Genomic DNA, 21552 nt, shown 5'->3' on the forward strand with positions numbered 1-21552 from the left:
GGCGCTCGTTCTCAGACTAGGTCGATGCACCCCCTGACACCACTTTCGCTTGACGTGACACCACTGTGGTGTCACACTGGTGTCATGGACATCGGACAGTACGCCACCGAGCTGCAGCGCCAGCTGCTCGACTCGGCGGAGCACGGATCGGCCGACACCCGCGCGGTGGCCGAGCGTCTCGCGGCCGGCCTGGATGCGGCGACCCGGCTCGTGCTGCTCGACGCCCTGGCCGCCGCCGCCGGCGAGATCACCCGCGAGCTCGCTCCCGGGTCGGTCGAACTGCGGCTGCGCGGCCGGCGCGAGGTCGACTTCGCGATCGCCCTGCCACCGGTCGAGACCGAGGGCGACGACCACGGCGTCGTCCCCACCGAGCTCGACGACACCAGCACCTCACGCACGACCCTCCGGCTGCCCGACGCCCTCAAGGCGCGGGTCGACGAGGCGGCGGCCGCCGACGGGCTGTCGGTCAACACCTGGCTCGTGCGGGCGGTCTCCTCCGGCCTCCAACCGAAGCAGCGCCGTTCGGCGCAGCGCTCTCTCCGCACCGGCGACGACTTCGCCGGCTGGGCGCGCTAGCCGGCCACCCGGCCGGGCGCCCGCCTCACTCCCCCATCCGCCCTCCGCACCGCGACCGCGCCGCGGCCGCACGAGCGCGCCCTCGACCGGCGGCAGCCGCCGCATCCGTCCCCTCAGCACCTCGCGCACCGTCCGCCGCACCCCACAGCGGCACCGTTCACCCCAGCACTCCGAAAGGGAGGCGTCAGCATGCCCCGATACAGCACCCCCGAACCGATCGACCTGGCCGTCAACCTTCAGGTCGGCGCCCTCGACGTCGTCGCGAGCGACCGCACCGACGCGGTCGTCACCGTCACCCCCACCAACCCCTCGAAGGCGGTCGATCGCCGCGGGGCCGAGGAGACGAAGGTCGACTTCGACGGCCGCCGCCTCACGGTCGCCGGCCCCAAGCCCCGCCTCAGCTGGATCGGCCCCACCGAGTCGGTCGACCTGCGCATCGAGCTGCCCGCCGGCTCACGCGTCACCGCGGAGATCGCCGTCGGCGCCGTGCGCTCCACCGGGCGACTCGGCGCCACCCGCATCAAAGCCTCCATGGGGCCGGTCGAACTCGAGGCCACGGGCGACCTGTGGCTGCGCGCCGGACACGGCAACGCCACGGTCGACACCGTCGCGGGCGGGGCCGAGATCACCGCCGACCACGGGCAGCTCCGGATCGGCGACATCGCAGGCGATGCGCTGCTGAAGGCCTCGCACGGCTCCATCCAGCTCGGCGAGACCGGCGGCGAGGTCGAGGCGAAGCTCTCGTACGGCGACCTCGAGATCACCCGCGCCCTCGCCTCGGTCACCGCGAAGACCGCCTACGGCAGCATCCAGCTGCGCGAGGTGTCGAGCGGATCGGTGCAGCTGGAGAGCGGATTCGGCCAGGTCACCGTCGGCATCCGCCCCGGCGTGCCGGCCTGGCTCGACCTGTCGTCGAAGGAGGGCCACGTGCGCAACGAGCTCGCCGCCGACGGCACGGCCCCGGCTGCCACCGAGCAGACGGTCGCCGTGCGCGCCCGCACCCAGTACGGCGACATCACCGTGCGCCGCGCCCCGGCCGCCGAACAGTCGCGCCGCGACGTGACACTCTGACCCGCTGCACGAACCGAGAGAGGACTCCCCCATGACCAGCCCGGCCAGCCGCCCAGACGCCGTCCATCCCGGCGCCTCCCGCCCCGCCGCCGGCCCCGCAGACGCCATCCGCCTCCGCGGCATCCGCAAGTCGTACGGCACGCAGCTCGTGCTCGACGACGTCGACCTCAGCGTGCCCGCCGGCACCGTGACCGCCCTGCTCGGCCCCAACGGGGCGGGTAAGACCACCACCGTGCACATCCTCTCCACGCTGGTGCGAGCGGATGCCGGCTCCGCCGCGGTGGCCGGCTGCGACGTGGCGCACGATCCCGACGGCGTACGCGCCGCGATCGGCCTCACCGGCCAGTTCTCGGCCGTCGACACCCTGCTCACCGGTGAGGAGAACCTGCTGCTCATGGCGCGCCTGCGGCACCTGAACGCCCGGCGCGCGAAGACCCGGGCGGCCGAGCTGCTCGAGCAGTTCGACCTCGCCGACGCCGCCGAGAAGCCGCTCTCCACCTACTCAGGCGGCATGCGCCGCCGTCTCGACCTCGCCATGACGCTGGTCACGGCACCGCAGGTCATCTTTCTCGACGAGCCCACCACGGGCCTGGATCCGCGCAGCCGCCACACCATGTGGGAGATCGTGCGCGGACTCGTGGCCGAGGGCACCACGGTGCTGCTCACCACGCAGTACCTCGACGAGGCCGACGAGCTCGCCGACCGCATCGCCGTGCTCGACGGCGGCCGCATCGTGGCCGAGGGCACGCCCGACGAGCTCAAGCGCCGCATCCCGGGCGGCCACCTCGAACTGCGATTCGCGGATGCTGCGCTGCTCGACGCCGGAGCCCGCCTGCTCGAGACGGCCGGCCGCGACGACGCCGCGCTCGCGCTGACCGTGCCCTCCGACGGGGGCGTCGCCGGGCTGCGTGGCGTGCTCAACCGCCTCGCCGACGCCGACGTCCCCGTGCTCGACGTCAGCATCCACACGCCCGATCTCGACGACGTGTTCTTCGCGCTCACCGGCAGCACGGCCACCGCAGGCCGAGCCGCCTCCCCCGCCGATCAGGAAGGAACCGCATCATGACCGCTCTCAGCGACACCCGACCACCGGCCCCGGGCCCGGCATCGCTCCCGCCGACCGCTCCGCGCTCCTCGCACGTGCTGGCCGACTCGGCCACGATGCTGCGGCGCAACCTGCTGCACCTCATCCGCTACCCCGGGCTGTCGGTCTTCACGATCCTCGGCCCGGTGGTGATGCTGCTGCTGTTCGTCTTCGTGTTCGGCGGCACGCTCGGAGCCGGCCTGCCGGGAGCCGCGCCGTCGGCAGGAGGGCCGGCCGACGGCCGCGAGGCCTACCTCGCCTACGTGATGCCCGGCATCCTCGCCATCACGATCGCGGGCAGCGCCGGCGGGATCGCCACCACGGTCGCCATGGACATGACCGAGGGCATCACCGCACGCTTCCGCTCCATGGCCATCTCGCGGGCGGCCGTACTGGCCGGCCACGTGCTCGGCAACACCGTCCAGGCGCTGATCGCCGTGGTGCTCGTACTGGGCGTGGGCCTGGCCATCGGGTTCCGGCCCACCGCCGGCCCGGCCGAGTGGCTCGCCGCCGCCGGCATCCTGACCCTGATCGCCTTCGCGATCAGCTGGCTCGGCGTGGCGATGGGCATGCAGGCCCGGTCGGTGGAGACGGCGAGCAACCTGCCCCTGGTGCTGCTGTTCCTGCCGTTCCTCGGCAGCGGCTTCGTGCCGACGGAGTCGATGCCCGGCTGGCTGCAGGGCTTCGCGCAGTACCAGCCGTTCACGCCGTTCATCGAGACGATCCGCGCGCTGCTGCTCGGCACGCCGCTCGGCTCGAGCGCCCTCTGGGGGATCGGCTGGTGCGTGCTGCTGACCGTCGCCGGCTACGCCTGGGCCCGCGCCCTGTACGAGCGCCGCTCGGTGCGCTGAGCCCGGACGGTTCAGCCGGCGCGACCGGCCAGCGCCGGATACAGCGCCTCGAGCGGACCCGAGAGCGCGCTCTTCACGTCGCGGCTCACCTGGTCGGCGAGCACCTCGTGGGCACCGGCCGCCACCGCGTCCCAGATGGCCGCCACGATGAGGGCGGGGTCGTTCTTCTCGGTGTCGAGGTGCGCGGTCATCGGCGTGTCGGTGTAGCCGAGGTGAGCGCCCACCACGAGCGTGCCCTGGGGAGCCAGCTCGAGCCGCAGCGAGTTGGTGATCGACCACAGCGCCGCCTTCGATGCCGAGTAGCCGCCCGCCAGGGCCAGCCAGCTGAGCACGGAGTGCACATCCACCAGTGCCCCGCCGCCGTTCGCGGCCAGCGCCGGCGCGAAGGCCTTGGCCACCCGCAGCGCACCGAAGACGTTGGTCGCGAACACGGCCTCCACCTCCTCGACCGGGGAGGCGAGCAAGGCGCCCGCTCCCCCGACCCCGGCGTTGTTGACCACGATCGAGACGTCGCCGGCCGCAGCCAGCGCGGCCCGCACGCTCGTCTCGTCGGTCACGTCCAGCGCCAGCGGAACCACCCGCGCATCAGCCCACTCCCGCGGGCTCCGCGCACTGGCGTACACCTTCGCCGCGCCGCGCTCGAGCGCCTGGCGCACGAACTCGCCGCCGAGCCCCCCGTTCGCTCCGGTGACGAGAACGGTGCTGCCGTCGATCTGCATGATGTCTCCTGGTGAGTCGTGGCCCGCTGCACGGCGGGCATTCTGAATTCGTGTTCCGAACCTAGCATGCTGGATCTGAGAACTGAACTCAGGTAGGATGAACGGATGCTCGGCATCCTCGGCGGCGACGACCGCTGCCCCATCGCCCGTTCCCTCGACGTGCTCGGCGAGAAGTGGAGCCTGATGATCGTGCGCGACTGCCTGGCCGGATCGACGCGGTTCAGTCGTCTGCAGGCCTCACTCGGCATTCCGCGCGAGGTGCTCACGGCGAGGCTGGCGTCGCTGGTCGAGGGCGGAGTGCTCCAACGGCACACCTACAAGCCCGAGTCGGGCCGGTCCCGCGAGGAGTACCTGCTCACCGAGGCGGGCCGCGATCTGGCGGTGGTGCTGCTGGCGCTCGGCGACTGGGCGGACCGGTATCGCCCCGCGACGCGCGAGCCTCTGCTGCGCTTCGTCGACAAGAGCGACGGTGAGGTGATCGGAGCCGCCGCCGTGCATCGCGACGGCCGCCTCGTGCCGCGCGAGCGCATCCGGGCCGAACTCACGCCCACCGCTCCCGCCTGACGAACGCGGCTCCGTCGGGTCAGTGCCGCCGGCCTATCTGGGCGAGCCGATTCATCCAGCGGAGCAACCGCCGGGTGCCGCGCCGGCCGACCACGCCCTCGCTCACCGTGGGGAACATCCGGAACGTCAGCTGCGCCACCACGTCCCCCGCAGCCGCATCGACCTCGTCGCCTGCGGGCGCGCCGAGCGTCTTCACGGCCTGCTTGCGGATGTAGGCGAACAGGATGCGGCCCACGGCCGACCGCTGCATCTCGCTGATCGCCGTGTCCAGCGTGTACGCCCCCGGCACCGCGGCCAGGTTCGGTGGCAGCACCCGGCCGAGCAGTCGTGCGAAGTCGTCGGCGGGAAATCCGCGCTCGACCGAGGGCGAGACGTACGCGGCGATCCCGCCATCGGCCTGCACGGCGACCGTCGCGTCCGCGTCCGCCCCGGCCGTCGGCACATCCAGTGCATCGGTGTCGCCGGCACCCGCCCCGGCATCCACCGTCTCGAGCGTGATCGTGCGCCGCCAGAGGATGTCCCGCGACGACCTCCCGAGACGCAGCTCGAAGGCTCCGGGCTCGAACTCCCACCCGTGCGTGGCCGTGTTCCAGAACGAGAAGTCCCGTGGCGTCAGCTGCAGCACCACGTCGTCGGTCTCCCCGGGTTCGAGCCGCACCTTGGCGAATCCGCGCAGCTCCTGCTCGGGCCGGAAGACAGAGCTGACCGGGTCGTGCACGTACAGCTGCACCACCTCCGATCCGGCGCGATCGCCGGTGTTGGTGACCGTCAGCCGCACCTCGATCCCCGCCGCGTCGTCGCTCTCGACCGCCGGCTCCGACCAGTCGAAGCTCGTGTACGAGAGTCCATGCCCGAACGGGAATGCGACCCGCTCGCCGGCCGAGTCGAAATACCGGTACCCCACGTACAGGCTCTCGCGGTACTCGACGGTCGCCGGCCCGTTGTGCAGCTGCGAGGCCGGATGCTCGGAGTACCGCACCGGGAAGGTCTCGGCCAGCCGGCCGCCCGGTTCCGTCGCGCCGAGCAGCACCTCCGCCATCGCGCTGCCCCCCGCCTGACCACCCAGGTACCCCTCGACGATCGCCGGCACCCGGTCGCTCCAGGGCAGCTCGACGGGCGATCCGTTCTGCAGCACCACCACGGTGTTCGGGTTCACGGCGGCGACGGCCTCGACGAGCCGGTCGTGCGCCTCGGGGAGTCGCAGATGCTCGCGATCGACACCCTCGGTCTCGAACGTCTCGGGCAGACCCACCACCACGATCGCGGCCGCCGCACCGCGGGCGAGTTCGACCGCCTCCGCGAGCTGCTCCGCGCTCGAGTCGTGCCGCACGCGGTCGTACCCGGGCGCGTAGGCCACCGTCGAGCCCGACGTCTCCCGCAGCGACTCGAGCAACGTGTCCACGCGCGTCGCCACCACGTGCGAGCTGCCCGCTCCCTGGAACCGCGGCTCCTCGGCCAGGGCGCCGATCAGCGCGAGGCGCGCGCCGGCCGGCGGCGGCGTGAGCGGCAGCACTCCCCCGTCGTTCTTCAGCAGAACCGTGCCGGCGGCCGCGGCCCGCCGTGCCAGCGCGTGATGCGCGTCGAGGTCGGCCTCGGCGGCCCCACCCGACGCCGCCGGCCCGTGCCGGTGCACGAGTTCCACGATCCGCCGCGCCGCGGCATCAAGCGCCGCGTGCGGCAGCCGGCCCGAGCGGGTGGCGTCGAGCACGTACCGGTCGTCGCCACGGCCGAGGCCGGGCATCGCGAGGTCGCTGCCCGCCGGGATCGACACCGTGCGGTCCCAGGTGGCTCCCCAATCCGACACCACCACGCCATCGAAGCCCCACTCCTCGCGCAGAACGCCCCTCAGCAGCCAGGCGTTCTCGGTGCAGTGCTCGCCGTTCAGGCGGTTGTAGGCGGCCATCACGGTGGCCGGATGCTCGTTCCGCACGATCGGCTCGAAACTCGCCAGGTAGACCTCCCGCAGTGCCCGCTCGTCCACGATCACATCGACCCCGTACCGCCGCGACTCGGTGTTGTTCGCCGCGAAGTGCTTGAGCGAGGCGCCGATCCCGGTGCTCTGCACACCGCGCACCCAGGCGGCACCCATCCGCGACGACAGCAGAGGGTCTTCGGCGAAGTACTCGAAGTTGCGCCCGCCGATCGGCGTGCGCTTGAGGTTCACACCGGGGCCGAGCAGCACCGCCACACCGTGGGCCGCGGCCTCGTGGCCGAGGGCCACTCCGATCTCGCGCACCAGCTCCGGGTCCCAACTCGAGCCGAGCGCCGCGGCGGTCGGGAAGCAGGTGGCCGGATGCGAGTCGAACATCGACATGCCCGAGCCGTCGTGGGGCTTGCGCACCCCGTGCGGCCCGTCACCCAGGCGGATCGACGGGAGGCCGACGCGGGGCACGGCGGTGGTGGTCCAGGCATCCGCCCCGGCCGTGAGCGCCACCTTCTCGGCGTCGGTCAACTGCGCGACGATTTCGGCGGGGGTCATCTCGGTCATGTCCGTCCATCGTAGAACTGCGAACCTCTGCAAGACTGACACCGTGACCGACACCCCCACCCTCCCCACCGTCTCGATCGTCATCCCCGCCTACAACGAGGAGGCCGGCATCCGGCACTGCCTGGTGGCGGCCATCGAGCAGACGGTGCCCGCGCACGAGATCATCGTGGTCGACAACAAGTCCACCGACGGCACCCGGGCGGCGGTTGAGGCGATGCAGGCGGCGTTCCCCGAGTCGAACATCCGCATCGTGGTGCAGGATGCCGAGCAGGGCATCACCCCCACCCGCAACGCGGGCTTCGACGCGGCGACGGGTACGGTGATCGGCCGCATCGACGCCGACTCGGCGCTGTCGCCGAACTGGGTCGAGCAGGTGCAGCTCGCCTTCGCCACGGGGGACTTCGTGGCGGCCAGCGGCCCGGTCGAGTACTACGACATGCCGATGCGCGCCTTCGGCCACCACGCCGACGACACCTTCCGGAAGCTCCAGGTGAAGCTGGCCGGCAAGTACGTGTTCCTGTTCGGCACCAACATGGCCCTCACCAGAGAGGCCTGGCTGGCCGTGCGCGACGAGGTCTGCCCCGACCGCGAAGACCTCATGCACGAAGACATCGACCTCGCCGTGCACCTCGCCCTGAAGGGCCTGAAGATCGGCTACGTCTCGGCGATGGTGGTGGGCATGTCGGCCCGGCGCCTCGACTCCGCCCCGAAGGACTACCTCTACTACGTCGAGCGCTTCAAGCGCACCTACGACGCCCACGGCATCCGGGATCTGCGCCTGCTCGCCCCGATGGCGGTGTTCCTCGGCATCTACCCCGCCCTGCACGCCGGACGCCGACTCACCGAGCGCCGCACCGCCCAGCAGTGGGGCGGCGCACCGAAGCCGGTCGCGGCCTCCGACGCCGACTGATCGAACACCGGGCACCTGGACCGGGAGCGGACCCGCACAGCATCGGGGTTTGCGCAATGGGGTGCGTATGCCGTATCCGGGTCCAGACTGGGGGACGGGCCATCGGGTCCGGGCCATCGAGGGGACAGCACGCATGCACTCTGATCGCCGCATCCTCTCGCGCGGTCGCGCGTTCCGGGCCATCACCTCGCTGCTCCCGGATGCCCCGACGATCGTGCTGCTGCACGGCATCGGGGCCTCGCACCGCTACCTGAGCCACCTGCACGACGAGCTGGCCCGCACGAACACCCTCCACTCCATCGATCTCCCGGGCTTCGCCGGCCTGCCCAAGCCCGATGAGGCTCCGGATGTGCCGGTCATGGCGGCGGCGCTGGCTCGCGTGCTCGACCGGCTCGGCGTGCGCCAGGCGGTCGTCGTCGGCCACTCGATGGGCGCCCAGTGGGCGGTCGAGCTCGCCGTGCAGCGGCCCGACCTCGCCCGGGCGGTGGTCGCGATCGGGCCGGTGTCCGATCGCGACCACCGCTCGCTCCTCGCGCAAGCGGCCGCCCTGGCCCGGGACATCCTCGGCGAGCCCCTCCGGGTGAACGCAGTGGTGTTCGCCGACTATCTGCGCTGCGGGCCGGTCTACTTCCTGCGCGAATCCGGCCCCATGATCCGCTATCCGATCGAGGACCGCGCGCGCGAACTCGAGGCCCCGCTGCTGGTCGTGCGGGGCGGGAACGATCCGATCGCCTCGACCGCCTGGTGCACACTCCTGAGCGATCGCGCCGCACAGGGCTCCGTTGTCGAGGTGCCCGGCCACCGGCACGTCGTGCAGCACACGGCCCCGCTCGAGGTCGCGGCGGCGATCCGCGCACTGATGGCCTCGATCCCCACCGCATCCGTCCCACCGAGGAGTGAACCATGAGCCACAAGAAGCCGGGCCAGAAGAACTCTGAGCGCAAGAGATACCGGAACGCGAACGCGCATCCGCACGACCGGATGCCCAAGCGCGCCTACGAGAAGGAGCTCCGCCGCCTGCAGATCGAGCTGGTGAGCCTGCAGCAGTGGGTGACGGCATCGGGAGCCCGCGTGCTGGTCATCTTCGAGGGCCGCGACGCCGCCGGCAAGGGCGGCGCGATCAAGCGGATCATGCAATATCTCAACCCGAGGACAGCGCGGGTCGTGGCGCTGCCGCAGCCGAGCGAGCGCGAGAAGGGGCAGTGGTACTTCCAGCGGTACATCGAGCGGCTGCCGGCCGCCGGGGAGATCGTGCTGATGGACCGCTCCTGGTACAACCGCGCCGGCGTCGAGCGGGTGATGGGCTACTGCACCGACGAGCAGTACGAACGCTTCCTGCGCCAGGTGCCGGTGGTCGAGCGGATGCTGGTCGACGACGGCGTGATCGTGCTGAAGTACTGGTACTCGGTGAGCGACACGGAGCAGGAGAAGCGCTTCCGCCGGCGCCTGAACGACCCGATGCGCCGCTGGAAGCTCTCCTCCACCGATCTGCTCTCGATCACCAAGTGGGAGGACTACTCCCGCGCGAAGGACGCCATGTTCGAGCGCACCGACATCGACGAGGCCCCGTGGTGGACGATCGAGAGCGACGACAAGCGCTCCTCCCGCATCAACACCATCCACCACCTGCTGAGCCGCATCCCCTACGACCACCTCGATCCCGAGCCCGTCGACTTCCCGGCGCGCCCCGACGCCGTCGACGCCGACCGCCCGCCGCAGGACGGCCATCGCTTCGTCCCCGACCACGCCGCGTCCGTGGCCTGAACCCCGACCATCGAGATACAGCGCCGCCAACGGGATCGGGCTGGTCCGGTCGTCACCGATATCGCCGCGGCACGGTCCAATGCCGCCCGAACTCCACGTCGAAGCTCGGCGGCTCGAACGGGCTGTCGCCACCGGCCGGGTAGCTGGTGAGCTCGCCGAACACGATGCGGTCGGGGAGCAGGTAGAGATCGACCCGCACGAAATCGGTCCCGTCGCCCAGGCTCTCCGCCACGGCGATCATCTCGCGCAGTCGCGCGGGCATCGGCCGCGGCGGGTCGGCCCACGCCGGCCCTCCGCTCATCGGAAGGTGCTGCCAGTCCGGCAGGTAGAAGTCCTGGGTGCGATTGGCGAAGCGGCCGGAGTCCGCCGTACGCCCACTCCCGGTTCGGCCCCTGACCGTAGAGCTGCGACACCCAGTGCCGAGCGATCGCGATCAGCTGGGCTCGGCCGGCCGCCTCGGGCCGGACGTGGCGGTACACCCAGCTCGCCTCGGCGGCCGGCAGCGTGGCGTCGCCCGGGGCCGTCGAGAACACCGTACGCCTGCGGGAGGTAGTGGGCGCCCACGCGAGCGGCGACGTGGTCCCGCACGGCCGCCTTGTCCGCGAAGGTGACCAGCACGGGCCGCCGGTCGCGCAGCATCTTGTAGCGCACCTTCTCGGTGAAGGTTCGAGGATGGCGGGTTCTGAGCAGGCGAATGGCTCTGACCAGCCGGCTCCGTTCGCGCAGCCGAGCGGCAATCACGTGCTTCTCCTCTCGTGGGCCGCGAGGTCGTGCAGCCGGCGGGGCGTCAGCTGGGCAGCACGACGATCCAGACGAACCAGACGATCATCGCGAGCCAGACGAGGGTGGCGGCGGCGGCGAGGGCCGCCGAGCCGCGACCGCCGAGGCGCCACACCGGGATCAGGCCGAAGAAGCCGACACCCAGCAGGATGCCCAGCCACGGCGTGATCGTCGGCACGCCGACGAGCGTGAAGCCGGGATAGCCGCCGAGCGTCGTGCTGATCAGGATCCAGATCGCCCCGAGGAACACCGCCCCGGTGACCGGCGCGATCCCGCTGGCCAGCAGCAGCCCGAAGGGCTCACGGCGCAGGGCCTGCACGAGCACCGCGATGATCCAGCCGATCAGCCACAGCGCCACGAACACCCCGAAGATCAGCGGGACCGTCAGCTCGAACGCGTTCTTCTGGTCGACGGCCGTCACCACCGAGGCGAAGCGGGACGTCGGATGCACCGAATCGGCGCTCACCAGCGGATACGCCGCGGCGGCATCCGCGCACGCCGGCTGCACCGCCGTGCCGGGGGCGGCCAGCCAGGTCGCCAGCTGGTCCATCGCGCAGGCATCCGCGGTGGCGCCGGCCCGGCCGTTGGCCCCGACGACCACGAGCTGGTTGGACGGGAAGGCCGCCTGGCCCGCCTGTGCCGCGCCGACCGAGATCAGCGGGTCGCTGTCGGAGGCGAAGATCAGCGCGGGCTGGGGCGCCGGTGCGGTGGCCCGGGTCTCGGTGGGCGAGGGCGGCAGCCCGAGCGATCCGCAGATCGCGTCGGCCGCCGTGAGGTAGGTGAGCACCGGCAGCGGCACCGGGTCGGTGCTCTCGGAGCCCTCCGGCGGCGCCACGGTGGGGTCGGCCGACCAGAACGGCTGCTCGTCGCGGCACGTCTCCAGCCAGTAGAGCCCGAGGCTCGTGTCGGCGAGGTGCTGCAGGGCGATGGGGATGAAGGGGTTCAGCGCACCGGTGTCGCCGTCGGCCAGGCGGGACAGCAGGTACGGCACCGCAGCGGCGGTACCCGGGTCGTACAGGGCCTGCTGCACGATCGTCACGACGTCCGAACCGGTGAGCGAGTAGTAGCGCTGCTTGCCGGTGATCGGGTTCGTCATCAGCCCGTTGACCGGCTCGTCGCTGAACAGCGCCGCGGCGGCCGCGAGATCGGCGTTGAGGTCGGGGTACTCCCCGCCGGATCGGGCCGACAGGGCCGTGAGCGTGTCGCTCAGAGCGAGGTAGGCGTCGCCCTTGAGGTCACGGTCGACGGGGCTGAATGCGTTCAGCACCACCGCATCCACTCCACCCGAGTCACGGGCGGCGACGAGCTGCATCACCTTGGTCGACCATGAGTCGCCGTACAGGGTCCAGGTGGGGTAGGCCAGAACCTGGCGCAGGTCGATCACGTCGGCCGCGGCATCCGCCTTCGTGTAGGCCGTGGGGTCACCGCCGGCCGTCGAGAACTCGGTCAGGCAGTCCTTGAGCGCGAGCCCGACGTCGGCCATCTCCGTCGACGGCGCGTCGTCGGTCGTGAAGGTGTTCACGTACGCCGAGGAGGCCGCGGGGCAGTCCAGCGGGTTGCTGGAGTCGACGCCGCCGCGCTGCCCCAGCACCACGATGTCGCGGGTTCCGCCGATCCGCGGGTCGGCCGCCAGAGCCAGCGCCGCATCCGTCGACGTCTGACCGGGGCCTCCCGCCATCGTGACGACGGGCGAGCCGGTGGCCGGCTGCGTCGAGGCCGGGATGACCACGTACGGCAGCTCGATGGCGCGACTGGAGGGGTTCGCCCGGGTCTCGGGAACGGCCAGGGTCGCGCACACCGCGGTGGACGGGAGTCCGGGATCGCAGGATCGCTCTGTGCTCGTGGCGGCGCCGGCGCCGGACACCGGACCGGCGACCAGAACGGCAGCTACGGCGGCACCCAACGCGAGCTGCGCAATAATTCGACGGCCCACGTCTCCCTTTCGACCTCGGGTCACGATTCACGCATTCGGGTTACGTGGTAGCCAACCTAACGCATCCGCGGAGCAACTCCGGGGAGGCCGGGCACCGGAGCACCGGAACCGGCCGGGATCACCGGAACTAGACTGGGCCCATGCCTGAGCAGACGACGCCGTCGGACAAGCCCGTCCCCAAGAGGGTTCGCACCCGTCACTTCCAGAACGCGAAGGAGACCGGGGTGAAGATCACCGGCCTCACCAGTTACGACATGCTCTCGGCGCAGATCTTCGACGAGGCGGGCATCGACTTCCTGCTCGTCGGCGACTCGGCCGGCAACAACGTGCTGGGCTACGACACGACCGTTCCCGTGACGGTCGACGAGTTGATCCCGCTGGCCCGCGGCGTGGCGGGCGCCGTCACGCGCGCCTTCGTGGTGGCCGACATGCCCTTCGGCTCGTACGAGAACAGCGCCGAGGAGGCCCTGCACACGGCCGTGCGGTTCATGAAGGAGTCCCGCGCGCACGCCGTGAAGCTCGAGGGCGGGGTACGCAGTGCCGACAAGATCCGCCGCATCGTCGACGCCGGCATCCCGGTGATGGCCCACATCGGCTTCACCCCGCAGAGCGAGCACGGCCTCGGCGGCCACATCATCCAGGGCCGGGGCGAGGGCGAAGAGCAGCTGCTGGCCGACGCGCTGGCCGTGGAGGAGGCCGGCGCCTTCGCCGTGGTGCTCGAGATGGTGCCCGCGAAGGCCGCCCAGCGGGTCACCGAGGCGATCGGCATCCCCACCATCGGGGTCGGTGCCGGGCCGCACGTCGACGGCCAGCTCCTGGTCTGGACCGACTTCGCCGGCTTCTCCACCGGCCGCATCCCCAAATTCGTCAAGCAGTACGCCGACCTGCGGGGTGCGCTGACGGATGCCGTGACCCGGTTCCGCGGCGACGTCGCCGATGCCCGATATCCTGGCCCCGAGCACAGCTACGAATGACCGAGGCGCTCCCGAAGACAGCAGCGCCACGATTGACGAAGGAACGATTGACATGAGCGAAGACCCGTCGACCCAGTACTGGTACAACACGAAGACCGGCGAGGTCGAGAAGGGGTACGTCACGAACTCCGCCGATCGTGTCGGGCCCTTCCCCACGCACGAGGAGGCCGAGCACGCCCTCGAGAAGCTCCGCGCCAACAGCGCGAAGTGGGCCGAGGAAGACGCGCGCGATGACCGCTGACGCCGCGCCCGAGGCTGTCGCCGTGGGCAAAGACGTGACCGGGGCCGACACGCACGAGCAGCCGAAGGAGCCGGGCACCGTCGCGGTGGGCATCGACATCGGCGGAACGGGCATCAAGGGCGCGATCGTCGACGTGGGCACCGGCGAGCTGCTCACCGAACGCAAGAAGATCGCCACGCCCGAGGGCGGTGAGCCGGATGCGATCGCCCAGACGGTGCTCGACCTGGTCGACTCGCTCGGCGAGATCCCCGCCTCCGCCTCGGTGGGCATCTGCTTCCCCGCCGTCGTGCGCCGTGGCGTCACCATGTCGGCGGCGAACGTCTCGAAGAAGTGGATCGGCTTCGAGGCCGAGAAGCTGTTCGAGAAGACCCTCGGCCGCGACATCACCTTCGTCAACGACGCGGATGCCGCCGGCTTCGGCGAGGTGCGCTACGGGGCGGCCGTGGGCCGTCAGGGCCTGGTGCTGATGACCACGCTCGGTACCGGCATCGGCACGGCCATCATCTACGACGGCGTGCTCATCCCGAACGCCGAGCTCGGGCACCTCGAGATCGGCGGGGTCGACTACGAGACGAAGGCCTCGTTCGCGGCGAAGGAGCGCGAAGACCTGAGCTGGAAGAAGTGGGCGCACCGCCTGCAGAAGTACTACGACCAGCTCGAGAAGCTCTTCTCCCCCGACCTGTTCATCGTGGGCGGTGGCGTCTCCAAGAGCTTCGAGGAGTTCATCCCGCTGCTGGAGCTGCAGACCGAGATCGTCCCGGCCACCCTGCGCAACAATGCGGGCATCCTCGGGGCGGCGTGCCTGTCGACGATGCGCACGAGCTTCCTGGAGTAGCCGTGCCGTAAGCTGGGCGCAGTGAATGGGCCGGCAGACGGTCGCGTCGTCGCATCCGGGGCTCCGGTCCCGGTGCGGCGCCGAGGAACGTCCGGGCTCCACAAAGCAGGGCGGTGGGTAACACCCACCCGGGGTAACCCGCGAGACAGTGCCACAGAAAGTAGACCGCCCCAGGCCGCAAGGCCTGGGGTAAGGGTGAAACGGTGGTGTAAGAGACCACCAGAGGCCGCGGTGACGCGGTCGGCTCGGTAAACCTCGCCCGGAGCAAGGTCAGACAGGATGCGCTAACGCTGCTCGCTCAGCATCCGGGTAGACCGCTCGAGGGTTGCGGCAACGCAACTCCTAGATAGATGGCCGTCAGGGAGCTCGCTCCCCCACAGAACCCGGCGTATCGCCGGCCCATTCACCTCAAATAATCGGACAGTTTGATCACTAGCGAATCGGCAACGGTGTCCTCACCACCTAAGACGACGATGCGAGACGGCTTCAAGCGCTCCAATTCGGCGCCTACTACGTCGGGGATCTCATGGCCGGTGACGAGCAGCACCGGCGAGTAAGTGAGGATAGCTGCGGCTGAACCGGACAGGGCATCGGGAAAGACGAGACCGGAAGCTACGTACACGGTCTCGGCACCGGTCCGATTTCTCCACGAATTCCGCGAGACGGCTGCGGACACGGCGAACCGGTCAGGCCCCTCGATCCGTGTCACGCGAGTCGCGGACGGCGCGTAAGCGGCGATTGCAGCGAAGGTGGAGTCACTGATCGAGTCTGTTCCGCCCAGAACGATGATCTCGAAGGTGTCCAGACGCTCCAGTTCCGCAGCCACAGGGCTAGGGATGGAGTCTCGAGTGACGAGCAGCATAGGGCCGCTCTCCGCACCGACGATGGCTGAGCCCGATAGGGCATCCGGGAAATGTTCTCCCGAGGAGACGTACACGGAGGGGACGAAATCCCCGGCGTACATTGTCGCTGAGACTGCCGCCGACACGGAGTAGCGATCAGCACCACCGACGCGCGTGATTGGTGCGAAACGAGCCAAAGCAGACTCGACGGCCGAACCAATGGAGTCGATGCCCCCCAGGATGAAGATCCGAGCCGGCTTAAGGCGTACCAGTTCCGCAGCCACGACTGCGGGAACGGTGTCGCGCGTGACGAGGAGTACAGGCCCGTGTCCACCTGCGCCGGCGGAGCCGGAGAGGGCGTCGGGAAACTTCTCACCCGAGGCTATATAGACGTTCGCCGCCCCGGATGCGAACCCCACCTCGGAGACGCCAGCGGAGACGGAATAGCGATCAGGGCCGCCGATCCGCGACACACCGGCGGGAACACCCGTTACAGGTCCGTCTTTCGCATCAGCCGCAGCGGCCGCGAGCGTGCCCGCAGTGCTCACAGAGCTGGCCAATAAAACTACCGCCGAAATTCGAAGACGCTGATGCATTCTCATTTAGTGATCTTATGAGATTTACGAACATTCCTCAATGGAGCTGGTGCTGACCCGTCGACGGGCGAGGTGGCCCATCGGCGATACTCGTCACAGCCCCGATTCGTCGGTGCGCACGAGGATGCAGGTGCCCTCGGGGTCGATCAACACCTCGTCGGGGTCGGCGGCGCGGATCGCGGCCAGATCGGTGCCGGTGAGCGCCACGTTGCTGCCCTTGGAGACGCCGTGCTGCAGCAGGGCGGCCCCGATGCCGTAGCGGCTGCGGATGCGCTCGTAGAGCTCCACGAGATCGGCCTGGATGCCGCCGGCGACGGCCGACCGCTCCGATTCCGCAACGGTGAGCTGGGAGGCGATGCGGCCCTTCTGCTCGTCGCGCTGGGCCACCAGGAGGCGCTCCTCGGTAGCGATGTCGTCGCGGCGCGCGGTGATCGCGGCCAGGCGCTCCTCGATCTCCTCCATCCGCTCCATCACGCCGAGCTCGATGTCCTCGAGGTTCGAGCGGCGCACGCGGAGCGATTCGAGCTCGTGCTCGAGACCCTGGATGTCCTTCGACGACGACGAGGCCTGAAGCCGCTCCCGGTCGCGCTTCTCGCGCGCGGCGACCGTCTGGATGTCGCCCTCGACGCGGCCGATCTCGGCCTTGGCGTCCTCCAGCTCGCCCGAGACACCGCCGAACTCCTGCCGGGCGGCGATCGAGTCGCGCTGCAGCTCGGCGAGCCGGGCCTCTTGCGGCAGCGTGCGCAGGGAGTGCTGCAGCTGCGCGATGCGGTTGTCGGCCGCCTGAAGGTCGAGCAGCTTCTTCTGTTCCAGGGCCGGAGCCTTCATCTGGTTCCTTCGTGTTCGATGCGGGCGCACGCCGGGTGCGCGGGAATGAGGTCGAGCGGGCGGTGACCGTGGTGCAGGTCGGCGCGGTGACGGTGGGCGCTCACTGCGTGACGGTGAAATCCCACGGATCGGTGCGCAGTTCGCTCACCACGAACTCCACCTCGGGCAGCAGCTCGGCGAGCTGCCGGGCCGCGGTGTCGAGCCAGAGCCATTCACTCGCCCAGTGTGACACGTCGACGAGGGCGGGCCCGCCGCCCAGCCGCGACTGCTCGCGGGATTCCGAGGCCGGGTGGTGCCGGAGGTCGGAGGTGATGTAGACATCGGATGCCCGCACGGCGGCGTCGCCGAGCAGCGAGTCCCCGGCCCCGCCGCAGAGGGCGACCGTCGACACCTCCTGCTCGAACTCCCCCGCCGCGCGGATGCCGGTGGCCGTGGCGGGCAGGATCTCACCGAGCGCGAGCGCCAGGCGTCCGAGCGTGGTGGGTTCGGGCAGCTGTCCGACCCGGCCGAGGCCGGTGCCGGGCCGCGTGCCCTGGACGATCGGCCGCTGCTCGATCAGGCCCAGCCGGCGGGCGATCACCGCCGAGGTCCCGTCGTCGACGATGTCGGCATTCGTGTGGGCCGCGATGAGCGCGCAGCGCGAGCGGATCAGCTTCGCGAGCAGCGCCCCCTTGTAGCCGGTCTCGGCCACGGTGGTGACGCCGCGCAGCAGCAGCGGATGGTGCACGAGCAGAACGTCCGCCCCGGTGGCGACGGCCTGGTCGATCGTCTCGGCCACGGCGTCGACCGCCAGCAGCACGCGGGAGACCTCGTCGTCCGGCGCACCGCTCAGAAGGCCGGGGGCATCCCAGCCCTCGGCGAACTCGGTCGGCCAGAGGTTCTCGACGGCGGCGTTGAATTCTGCGAGCGTGATGGGCACCCGTTCAGACTACTGGGCTCCTCGCCGGCGAACCCGGGCTCTTGCTCCGTCGACCTTCGGCGACCGTCGCGCCGAGGTCACGACCGGTCACGACAGCTCGGCCGGCAGTCCGGTGAGCTCGGCGCAGCGCTCCCAGAGCCGGCGCTGGAGATCGGTATCGGTCCCCTGCGAGGCGGTACGGCCCGCGGCGCGCATCCGGTCGAAGTACGTGCCGCTGGGTGCGGGGACCGGCGAGGCGGAGGCGAGGGCGATCAGCGGCGCGGCGCCCACCTCGGCGCTCACGCCCCACCGGCTGCCGGTGAGGGCGTTGCCGAGCCGGATGAGCGGCGAACTCGCGCCGAAGCTGGTGTTCACCGCGCCCGGATGCACCGAGTAGGCCTCCACGGCCGGAACACGCCGGGCCAGCTCGCGGGTGAACAGGATGACGGCGAGCTTCGCGGTGCCGTAGGCGCGCCAGCCGCCGAGCCAGCGATGACGGTCGAAGTCGAGGTCGTCGATGTCGAGCCGCCCGACCCGGTTGGCCACGCTGGAGGTGGTGATCACGCGGCCGTGCCCGGGCGTGTCCTCGGTGGCGGCGCGCTGCACGGTGGGCAGCACCAGGCGCGTGAGGAGGTAGTGCGAGAGGAGGTTGGTCTGGATCGTGGCCTCGTGGCCGTCGACCGTACGCATCCGCTTCGAGATCAGACCCCCGGCGTTGTTCAGCAGCACGTCGATGCGCTCGTGCCGTTCGGTGAGCACGGCGGCCAGGGCGCGCACGTCGTCGAAGCGGGCGAAGTCGGCGAGGTGGTACTCCGCTCCGAGCCGTCGGGCGATGCCCTTGGTGCGTTCGGGATCGCGCCCCACCACGACGACGGTGTCGCCCTGCTGGGCGAAGTGGGTGGCGGTGACGGCGCCGATTCCGGAGCTGGCGCCGGTGATCACGATCGTGCGGGGAGTGGTGGTCATGGTGTTCATCGTGGCATGGCCGGCTGCCGGGCACCCGGGGCGGGCGGGGATTCCCACCCGGCCCCGGGCATCCGTCGGCGGAGCCGGGCCCTACTGCTCGAGCTCGGCGTCGAGCGTGATGGTGACACCGGTGAGCGCCTTGCTCACGGGGCAGCTCGCCTTGGCCGCGTCGGCGGCCTCGGCGAACGCGGCGGCGTCGAGGCCGGAGACCTCTCCGCGCACGGTCAGCGCGATGCCGGAGAGGCGGAAGCCGCCGTCCGGGTCGGGCCCGAGGGTCACGTCGGCCTTCACGTCGAGGGCCTCGACCGTGCCGCCGGCCGCTCCGAGCAGGGCGGAGAACTGCATGGCGTAACAGGCGGAGTGCGCGGCCGCGAGCAGCTCTTCGGGGCTGGTCGATCCGTTGGCCTCGTCGGCGGCGCGCTTCGGGAACGAGACGTCGAAGGTGGCGAGCTTCGAGCTGGTGAGCTCGACCTGGCCTTCGCCGGTCTCCAGGCTGCCGTTCCAGGCGGTGCGGGCGGTGCGAGTGGGCATGATTCTCCTTGGGTTGAGGTGGATGGAAGGACGGATGGTCGTCAGCGGCTCGCAGGGTCGAGCGAGCCGCGCACGTTCTGGTTCAGCCGCGACACCTGCTCCCGCAGGGCGGCGATGTCGCCGAGCTCGAGCCCGGTGGCGGCGCAGAGGCGTTCGGGGATGTCGGCGGCCTGCTCGCGGAGCGCCCGGCCGGGCGCGGTGAGGTGCACGAGCACCGTCCGCTCGTCGGCGGTGGAGCGGCGGCGTTCGAGCAGCCCGGCCTTCTCCAGCCGGCGCAGCAGGGGCGACACGGTTCCGGTGTCGAGCTCGAGTCTTTCGCCCAGGGCGCCGACCGTGCTCGGTTCGCCCTGCCAGAGCAGCTGCATCACGAGGTACTGCGGATAGGTGAGGCCGAGGGGCGCCAGCAGGTCGCGGTAGAGCGCGGTGAGCGAGCGCGAGGCGCTGTACAGCGCGAAGCAGATCTGCTGATCGACGGGGATCGATCCGGATGTCGTGGTCTGCATGAGGTGAGCGTAGCACTGTTGTGCTCAATTAAGTTGTGCACAATGAAAAAGAGGATGCCCGTCCTGAAAGAAGGGGGCGCGGCATTATGGACGCACACCCCGACCGCAAAGATCGGAGCACATCATGACCGAGCTCCGGTCAGGCCGACGTCAAAGACGTACCGGCCGGTTCACACCCGGCCTTCCGGCGTCATCCTGAAACGCGGCGGTCGTGAGACGAGCGCGATCAGCCGCTCGAGGGGCCCTTGGCCGAGGGTGAGCCGCCAGACGGTGGCGAACACCAGGCTGCAGAGCGTGAGCACCACGAAGGGTTGCCAGGAGTCGTAGCCGGGGGCGCCGTAACTGTGCCACACGGTCAGGGCGAGCACGTGGCCGGTGTAGATCGTGAGCGGCATGGAGCCGACGGCCCGGAGCGGCCACAGCACGATGCCGAGCACCCGGGCGAGGGCATTCCGGCCGGAGGTGAGCAGCAGCAGCACGCCCACCACCAGGAGCGCGGCGCCGATCGCGGCGACGTGGCGCAGCAGCTCCTGCGGGAACGTCTGCGGAGCGGCCTGATCGGAGAGCAGGGCCGCCACCACGGCGATCGAGAGCACCGCGCCGGTGCCCGCGACGAGCGATTGGGTGCGCCGATCCGTCAGATCGAACCTCGACACCGCGTAACCGACGGCGAGGAAGGCCGCCCAGATCAGCACCGGGTAGCTGCCGGTCGTGAACCAGTCCGACACCTGCGCCAGCTCCGAGTGCTCGAGCACGAACGCGCTCGCGCGCCCCGACACGGCCACCCGGATGGCGGAGCCGGCCACCAGCAGCAGGATCGCGCCGATCAGCAGGGTGCGCGACTTCGTCACCAGGAACGGCAGCGCGATCAGGAAGAGCAGTCCCCAGGTGTCGAGCACGATCGACACCCCAGAGGACATGGTCTGCAGGAACAGCCCCAGCGCCAGCAGGAAGATGCCCCGGATGGCGACCGTGCGCCGCACCTCGCCCAGCAGCTGCCCCTCGCGCAGCCGGGAGGCCACGAAGAGCCCGAGCGCGATGCCGCCCGTGACGGCGAACAGGGTGCGCGGTCGCTCGCCTCCCCCGGCGACGGCCAGCAGCTTGCCGAGGAACCCGCCCTCGTCGTCGGGCTGGGTGTGCGCGATGAACATGGTCAGCACCGCCCAGCCGCGCGCGATGTCGATCGCCGGGATGCGGTGCGCCTGGATCGCTCTCATCGTCCCCATCCGAATCGGCCGTCACTGCGGTGTCCGGCTCAATCCTACGAGTCGTCTGCACGAACCCGTCCGGGGCAAGGGGTTGCCGCGATCCGGATCGGTCGTAGCGTCGGAGCATGGCAGTTCAGAGCGGTAACGACGAGGGGACGGTCCGCAAGGACGAGTCCTACAGCCCGGCCAGCGGCCGCGAGACCGAGCGGGCGCAGGAGGATCCGCGCGGTTCCGCGCACCTCGACGACCCCGACATCGACCAGGCGGCGGTGAAATCCGTTCCCGGCGAGGGCGGCCCCGACGACGCGGGCGACATCGAGGTCGACGACGAGGCCATCCGCGAGTCGATCGCGCAGCGGGCCCGAGACGTGGGCGACGTCCGCGACTGAG

Annotated in this window: 22 protein-coding genes, 1 other RNA gene and 1 pseudogene; 13 read left to right on the forward strand and 11 right to left on the reverse strand. The window is 70.8% G+C overall.

Annotated features, from left to right (window positions below; all coding sequences use genetic code 11):
• The first annotated feature begins 84 nt into the window (after positions 1-84).
• From ACN4JJ_RS16010 to ACN4JJ_RS16025, 4 genes are all read left to right on the forward strand, one after another.
• Positions 85-576: a type II toxin-antitoxin system HicB family antitoxin gene (locus ACN4JJ_RS16010; RefSeq protein ID WP_440710898.1), complete on the forward strand. Its 492-nt coding sequence runs from the start codon at positions 85-87 to the stop codon at positions 574-576.
• 189 nt (positions 577-765) lie between these two features.
• A complete protein-coding gene (locus ACN4JJ_RS16015; RefSeq protein ID WP_440710899.1) occupies positions 766-1647 on the forward strand; it encodes a DUF4097 family beta strand repeat-containing protein in 882 nt (293 codons plus the stop codon).
• 31 nt (positions 1648-1678) lie between these two features.
• Positions 1679-2713, forward strand: a complete 1035-nt coding sequence (locus ACN4JJ_RS16020; RefSeq protein ID WP_440710900.1) for an ATP-binding cassette domain-containing protein — start codon at positions 1679-1681, stop codon at positions 2711-2713.
• Positions 2710-3582: an ABC transporter permease gene (locus ACN4JJ_RS16025; protein ID WP_440710901.1), complete on the forward strand. Its 873-nt coding sequence runs from the start codon at positions 2710-2712 to the stop codon at positions 3580-3582. The genes ACN4JJ_RS16020 and ACN4JJ_RS16025 overlap by 4 nt, the downstream gene beginning before the upstream one ends.
• Before the next feature lie 11 nt (positions 3583-3593).
• Here ACN4JJ_RS16025 and ACN4JJ_RS16030 read toward each other — a convergent pair whose 3' ends face one another.
• Positions 3594-4301, reverse strand: coding sequence for an SDR family oxidoreductase (locus ACN4JJ_RS16030; protein WP_440710902.1), 708 nt, complete (start codon positions 4299-4301; stop codon positions 3594-3596).
• 105 nt (positions 4302-4406) lie between these two features.
• Between ACN4JJ_RS16030 and ACN4JJ_RS16035 the strand changes: the two genes are divergently transcribed.
• Complete coding sequence (locus ACN4JJ_RS16035) at positions 4407-4865, forward strand: winged helix-turn-helix transcriptional regulator (RefSeq protein ID WP_440710903.1); 459 nt, start codon at positions 4407-4409, stop codon at positions 4863-4865.
• A gap of 19 nt (positions 4866-4884) precedes the next feature.
• Here the strand turns inward: ACN4JJ_RS16035 and ACN4JJ_RS16040 are convergent, their stop codons facing one another.
• Positions 4885-7353 carry a glycoside hydrolase family 3 C-terminal domain-containing protein gene (locus ACN4JJ_RS16040; protein WP_440710904.1) on the reverse strand — a complete coding sequence of 823 codons (2469 nt, stop codon included), beginning with the start codon at positions 7351-7353 and terminating at the stop codon, positions 4885-4887.
• On the opposite strand from ACN4JJ_RS16040, the gene ACN4JJ_RS16045 reads away from it, so the two are divergent.
• The 3 genes from ACN4JJ_RS16045 to ppk2 all read left to right on the forward strand — a co-directional run bounded on the left by ACN4JJ_RS16045 (position 7352) and on the right by ppk2 (position 10027).
• Entirely contained in the window at positions 7352-8263 is a 912-nt protein-coding gene (locus ACN4JJ_RS16045) for a glycosyltransferase family 2 protein (RefSeq protein ID WP_440710905.1), read from the forward strand. The genes ACN4JJ_RS16040 and ACN4JJ_RS16045 overlap by 2 nt on opposite strands.
• 133 nt (positions 8264-8396) lie before the next feature.
• The gene (locus ACN4JJ_RS16050) at positions 8397-9170 is read left to right on the forward strand and encodes an alpha/beta fold hydrolase (RefSeq protein ID WP_440710906.1); all 774 of its coding nucleotides are present in this window, start codon (positions 8397-8399) and stop codon (positions 9168-9170) included.
• A gap of 74 nt (positions 9171-9244) precedes the next feature.
• Entirely contained in the window at positions 9245-10027 is a 783-nt protein-coding gene (gene ppk2, locus ACN4JJ_RS16055; RefSeq protein WP_440711067.1) for a polyphosphate kinase 2, read from the forward strand.
• Between the two features lie 52 nt (positions 10028-10079).
• Here ppk2 and ACN4JJ_RS16060 read toward each other — a convergent pair.
• Positions 10080-10379 (reverse strand): annotated as a pseudogene (locus tag ACN4JJ_RS16060) (ATP-grasp fold amidoligase family protein); the annotation flags it as partial.
• A gap of 435 nt (positions 10380-10814) precedes the next feature.
• Entirely contained in the window at positions 10815-12764 is a 1950-nt protein-coding gene (locus ACN4JJ_RS16065; protein ID WP_440710907.1) for a hypothetical protein, read from the reverse strand.
• 116 nt (positions 12765-12880) lie between these two features.
• On the opposite strand from ACN4JJ_RS16065, the gene panB reads away from it, so the two are divergent.
• The 4 genes from panB (at position 12881) to rnpB (ending at position 15197) form a co-directional block, all read left to right on the forward strand.
• The gene (gene panB, locus ACN4JJ_RS16070; protein ID WP_440710908.1) at positions 12881-13714 is read left to right on the forward strand and encodes a 3-methyl-2-oxobutanoate hydroxymethyltransferase; all 834 of its coding nucleotides are present in this window, start codon (positions 12881-12883) and stop codon (positions 13712-13714) included.
• A 52-nt stretch (positions 13715-13766) separates the two neighbouring features.
• Positions 13767-13955: an SPOR domain-containing protein gene (locus ACN4JJ_RS16075; RefSeq protein ID WP_440710909.1), complete on the forward strand. Its 189-nt coding sequence runs from the start codon at positions 13767-13769 to the stop codon at positions 13953-13955.
• Entirely contained in the window at positions 13945-14790 is an 846-nt protein-coding gene (gene ppgK / locus ACN4JJ_RS16080; RefSeq protein ID WP_440710910.1) for a polyphosphate--glucose phosphotransferase, read from the forward strand. Before ACN4JJ_RS16075 ends, ppgK begins: the two co-directional genes overlap by 11 nt.
• Positions 14791-14815: 25 nt before the next feature.
• An RNA gene (rnpB, locus tag ACN4JJ_RS16085) (RNase P RNA component class A) lies at positions 14816-15197 on the forward strand.
• Here rnpB and ACN4JJ_RS16090 read toward each other — a convergent pair.
• The 7 genes from ACN4JJ_RS16090 to ACN4JJ_RS16120 all read right to left on the reverse strand — a co-directional run bounded on the left by ACN4JJ_RS16090 (position 15194) and on the right by ACN4JJ_RS16120 (position 21171).
• Positions 15194-16234, reverse strand: coding sequence for a cell wall-binding repeat-containing protein (locus ACN4JJ_RS16090; RefSeq protein ID WP_440710911.1), 1041 nt, complete (start codon positions 16232-16234; stop codon positions 15194-15196). The two genes, rnpB and ACN4JJ_RS16090, sit on opposite strands and share 4 nt — an antisense overlap.
• Before the next feature lie 87 nt (positions 16235-16321).
• A complete protein-coding gene (locus ACN4JJ_RS16095; protein WP_440710912.1) occupies positions 16322-17056 on the reverse strand; it encodes a zinc ribbon domain-containing protein in 735 nt (244 codons plus the stop codon).
• A gap of 100 nt (positions 17057-17156) precedes the next feature.
• On the reverse strand, positions 17157-17975 hold the full coding sequence (locus ACN4JJ_RS16100; RefSeq protein WP_440710913.1) for a Nif3-like dinuclear metal center hexameric protein: 819 nt from the start codon (positions 17973-17975) through the stop codon (positions 17157-17159).
• 87 nt (positions 17976-18062) lie between these two features.
• Entirely contained in the window at positions 18063-18920 is an 858-nt protein-coding gene (locus ACN4JJ_RS16105; protein WP_440710914.1) for an SDR family NAD(P)-dependent oxidoreductase, read from the reverse strand.
• Positions 18921-19010: 90 nt separating this feature from the next.
• Positions 19011-19451 (reverse strand): OsmC family peroxiredoxin, encoded by a 441-nt coding sequence (locus ACN4JJ_RS16110; RefSeq protein WP_440710915.1) that lies wholly within the window; start codon positions 19449-19451, stop codon positions 19011-19013.
• A 41-nt stretch (positions 19452-19492) separates the two neighbouring features.
• Positions 19493-19954: a MarR family winged helix-turn-helix transcriptional regulator gene (locus ACN4JJ_RS16115; protein WP_440710916.1), complete on the reverse strand. Its 462-nt coding sequence runs from the start codon at positions 19952-19954 to the stop codon at positions 19493-19495.
• Between the two features lie 170 nt (positions 19955-20124).
• Positions 20125-21171 (reverse strand): DUF418 domain-containing protein, encoded by a 1047-nt coding sequence (locus tag ACN4JJ_RS16120; protein WP_440710917.1) that lies wholly within the window; start codon positions 21169-21171, stop codon positions 20125-20127.
• A gap of 116 nt (positions 21172-21287) precedes the next feature.
• On the opposite strand from ACN4JJ_RS16120, the gene ACN4JJ_RS16125 reads away from it, so the two are divergent.
• Complete coding sequence (locus ACN4JJ_RS16125; protein WP_440710918.1) at positions 21288-21551, forward strand: hypothetical protein; 264 nt, start codon at positions 21288-21290, stop codon at positions 21549-21551.
• Position 21552 lies beyond the last annotated feature (1 nt).

This window comes from Herbiconiux dendrobii (assembly GCF_052048175.1).
Taxonomy (GTDB): domain Bacteria; phylum Actinomycetota; class Actinomycetes; order Actinomycetales; family Microbacteriaceae; genus Herbiconiux.

Excerpts from the sequence above, each read along its gene's own strand:
- ACN4JJ_RS16010 (WP_440710898.1), top strand. The coding sequence starts at position 85 with ATGGACATCGGACAGTACGCCACCGAGCTGCAGCGCCAGCTGCTCGAC.
- ppgK (WP_440710910.1), top strand. The coding sequence starts at position 13,945 with ATGACCGCTGACGCCGCGCCCGAGGCTGTCGCCGTGGGCAAAGACGTG.
- ACN4JJ_RS16095 (WP_440710912.1), bottom strand. The coding sequence starts at position 17,056 with ATGAAGGCTCCGGCCCTGGAACAGAAGAAGCTGCTCGACCTTCAGGCG.
- ACN4JJ_RS16125 (WP_440710918.1), top strand. The coding sequence starts at position 21,288 with ATGGCAGTTCAGAGCGGTAACGACGAGGGGACGGTCCGCAAGGACGAG.
- ACN4JJ_RS16110 (WP_440710915.1), bottom strand. The coding sequence starts at position 19,451 with ATGCCCACTCGCACCGCCCGCACCGCCTGGAACGGCAGCCTGGAGACC.
- ACN4JJ_RS16040 (WP_440710904.1), bottom strand. The coding sequence starts at position 7,353 with ATGACCGAGATGACCCCCGCCGAAATCGTCGCGCAGTTGACCGACGCC.
- ACN4JJ_RS16035 (WP_440710903.1), top strand. The coding sequence starts at position 4,407 with ATGCTCGGCATCCTCGGCGGCGACGACCGCTGCCCCATCGCCCGTTCC.
- ACN4JJ_RS16030 (WP_440710902.1), bottom strand. The coding sequence starts at position 4,301 with ATGCAGATCGACGGCAGCACCGTTCTCGTCACCGGAGCGAACGGGGGG.
- ACN4JJ_RS16075 (WP_440710909.1), top strand. The coding sequence starts at position 13,767 with ATGAGCGAAGACCCGTCGACCCAGTACTGGTACAACACGAAGACCGGC.
- ACN4JJ_RS16015 (WP_440710899.1), top strand. The coding sequence starts at position 766 with ATGCCCCGATACAGCACCCCCGAACCGATCGACCTGGCCGTCAACCTT.
- panB (WP_440710908.1), top strand. The coding sequence starts at position 12,881 with ATGCCTGAGCAGACGACGCCGTCGGACAAGCCCGTCCCCAAGAGGGTT.
- ACN4JJ_RS16020 (WP_440710900.1), top strand. The coding sequence starts at position 1,679 with ATGACCAGCCCGGCCAGCCGCCCAGACGCCGTCCATCCCGGCGCCTCC.
- ACN4JJ_RS16050 (WP_440710906.1), top strand. The coding sequence starts at position 8,397 with ATGCACTCTGATCGCCGCATCCTCTCGCGCGGTCGCGCGTTCCGGGCC.
- ACN4JJ_RS16090 (WP_440710911.1), bottom strand. The coding sequence starts at position 16,234 with ATGAGAATGCATCAGCGTCTTCGAATTTCGGCGGTAGTTTTATTGGCC.
- ACN4JJ_RS16025 (WP_440710901.1), top strand. The coding sequence starts at position 2,710 with ATGACCGCTCTCAGCGACACCCGACCACCGGCCCCGGGCCCGGCATCG.
- ACN4JJ_RS16045 (WP_440710905.1), top strand. The coding sequence starts at position 7,352 with ATGTCCGTCCATCGTAGAACTGCGAACCTCTGCAAGACTGACACCGTG.
- ACN4JJ_RS16115 (WP_440710916.1), bottom strand. The coding sequence starts at position 19,954 with ATGCAGACCACGACATCCGGATCGATCCCCGTCGATCAGCAGATCTGC.
- ACN4JJ_RS16120 (WP_440710917.1), bottom strand. The coding sequence starts at position 21,171 with ATGAGAGCGATCCAGGCGCACCGCATCCCGGCGATCGACATCGCGCGC.
- ppk2 (WP_440711067.1), top strand. The coding sequence starts at position 9,245 with ATGCCCAAGCGCGCCTACGAGAAGGAGCTCCGCCGCCTGCAGATCGAG.
- ACN4JJ_RS16105 (WP_440710914.1), bottom strand. The coding sequence starts at position 18,920 with ATGACCACCACTCCCCGCACGATCGTGATCACCGGCGCCAGCTCCGGA.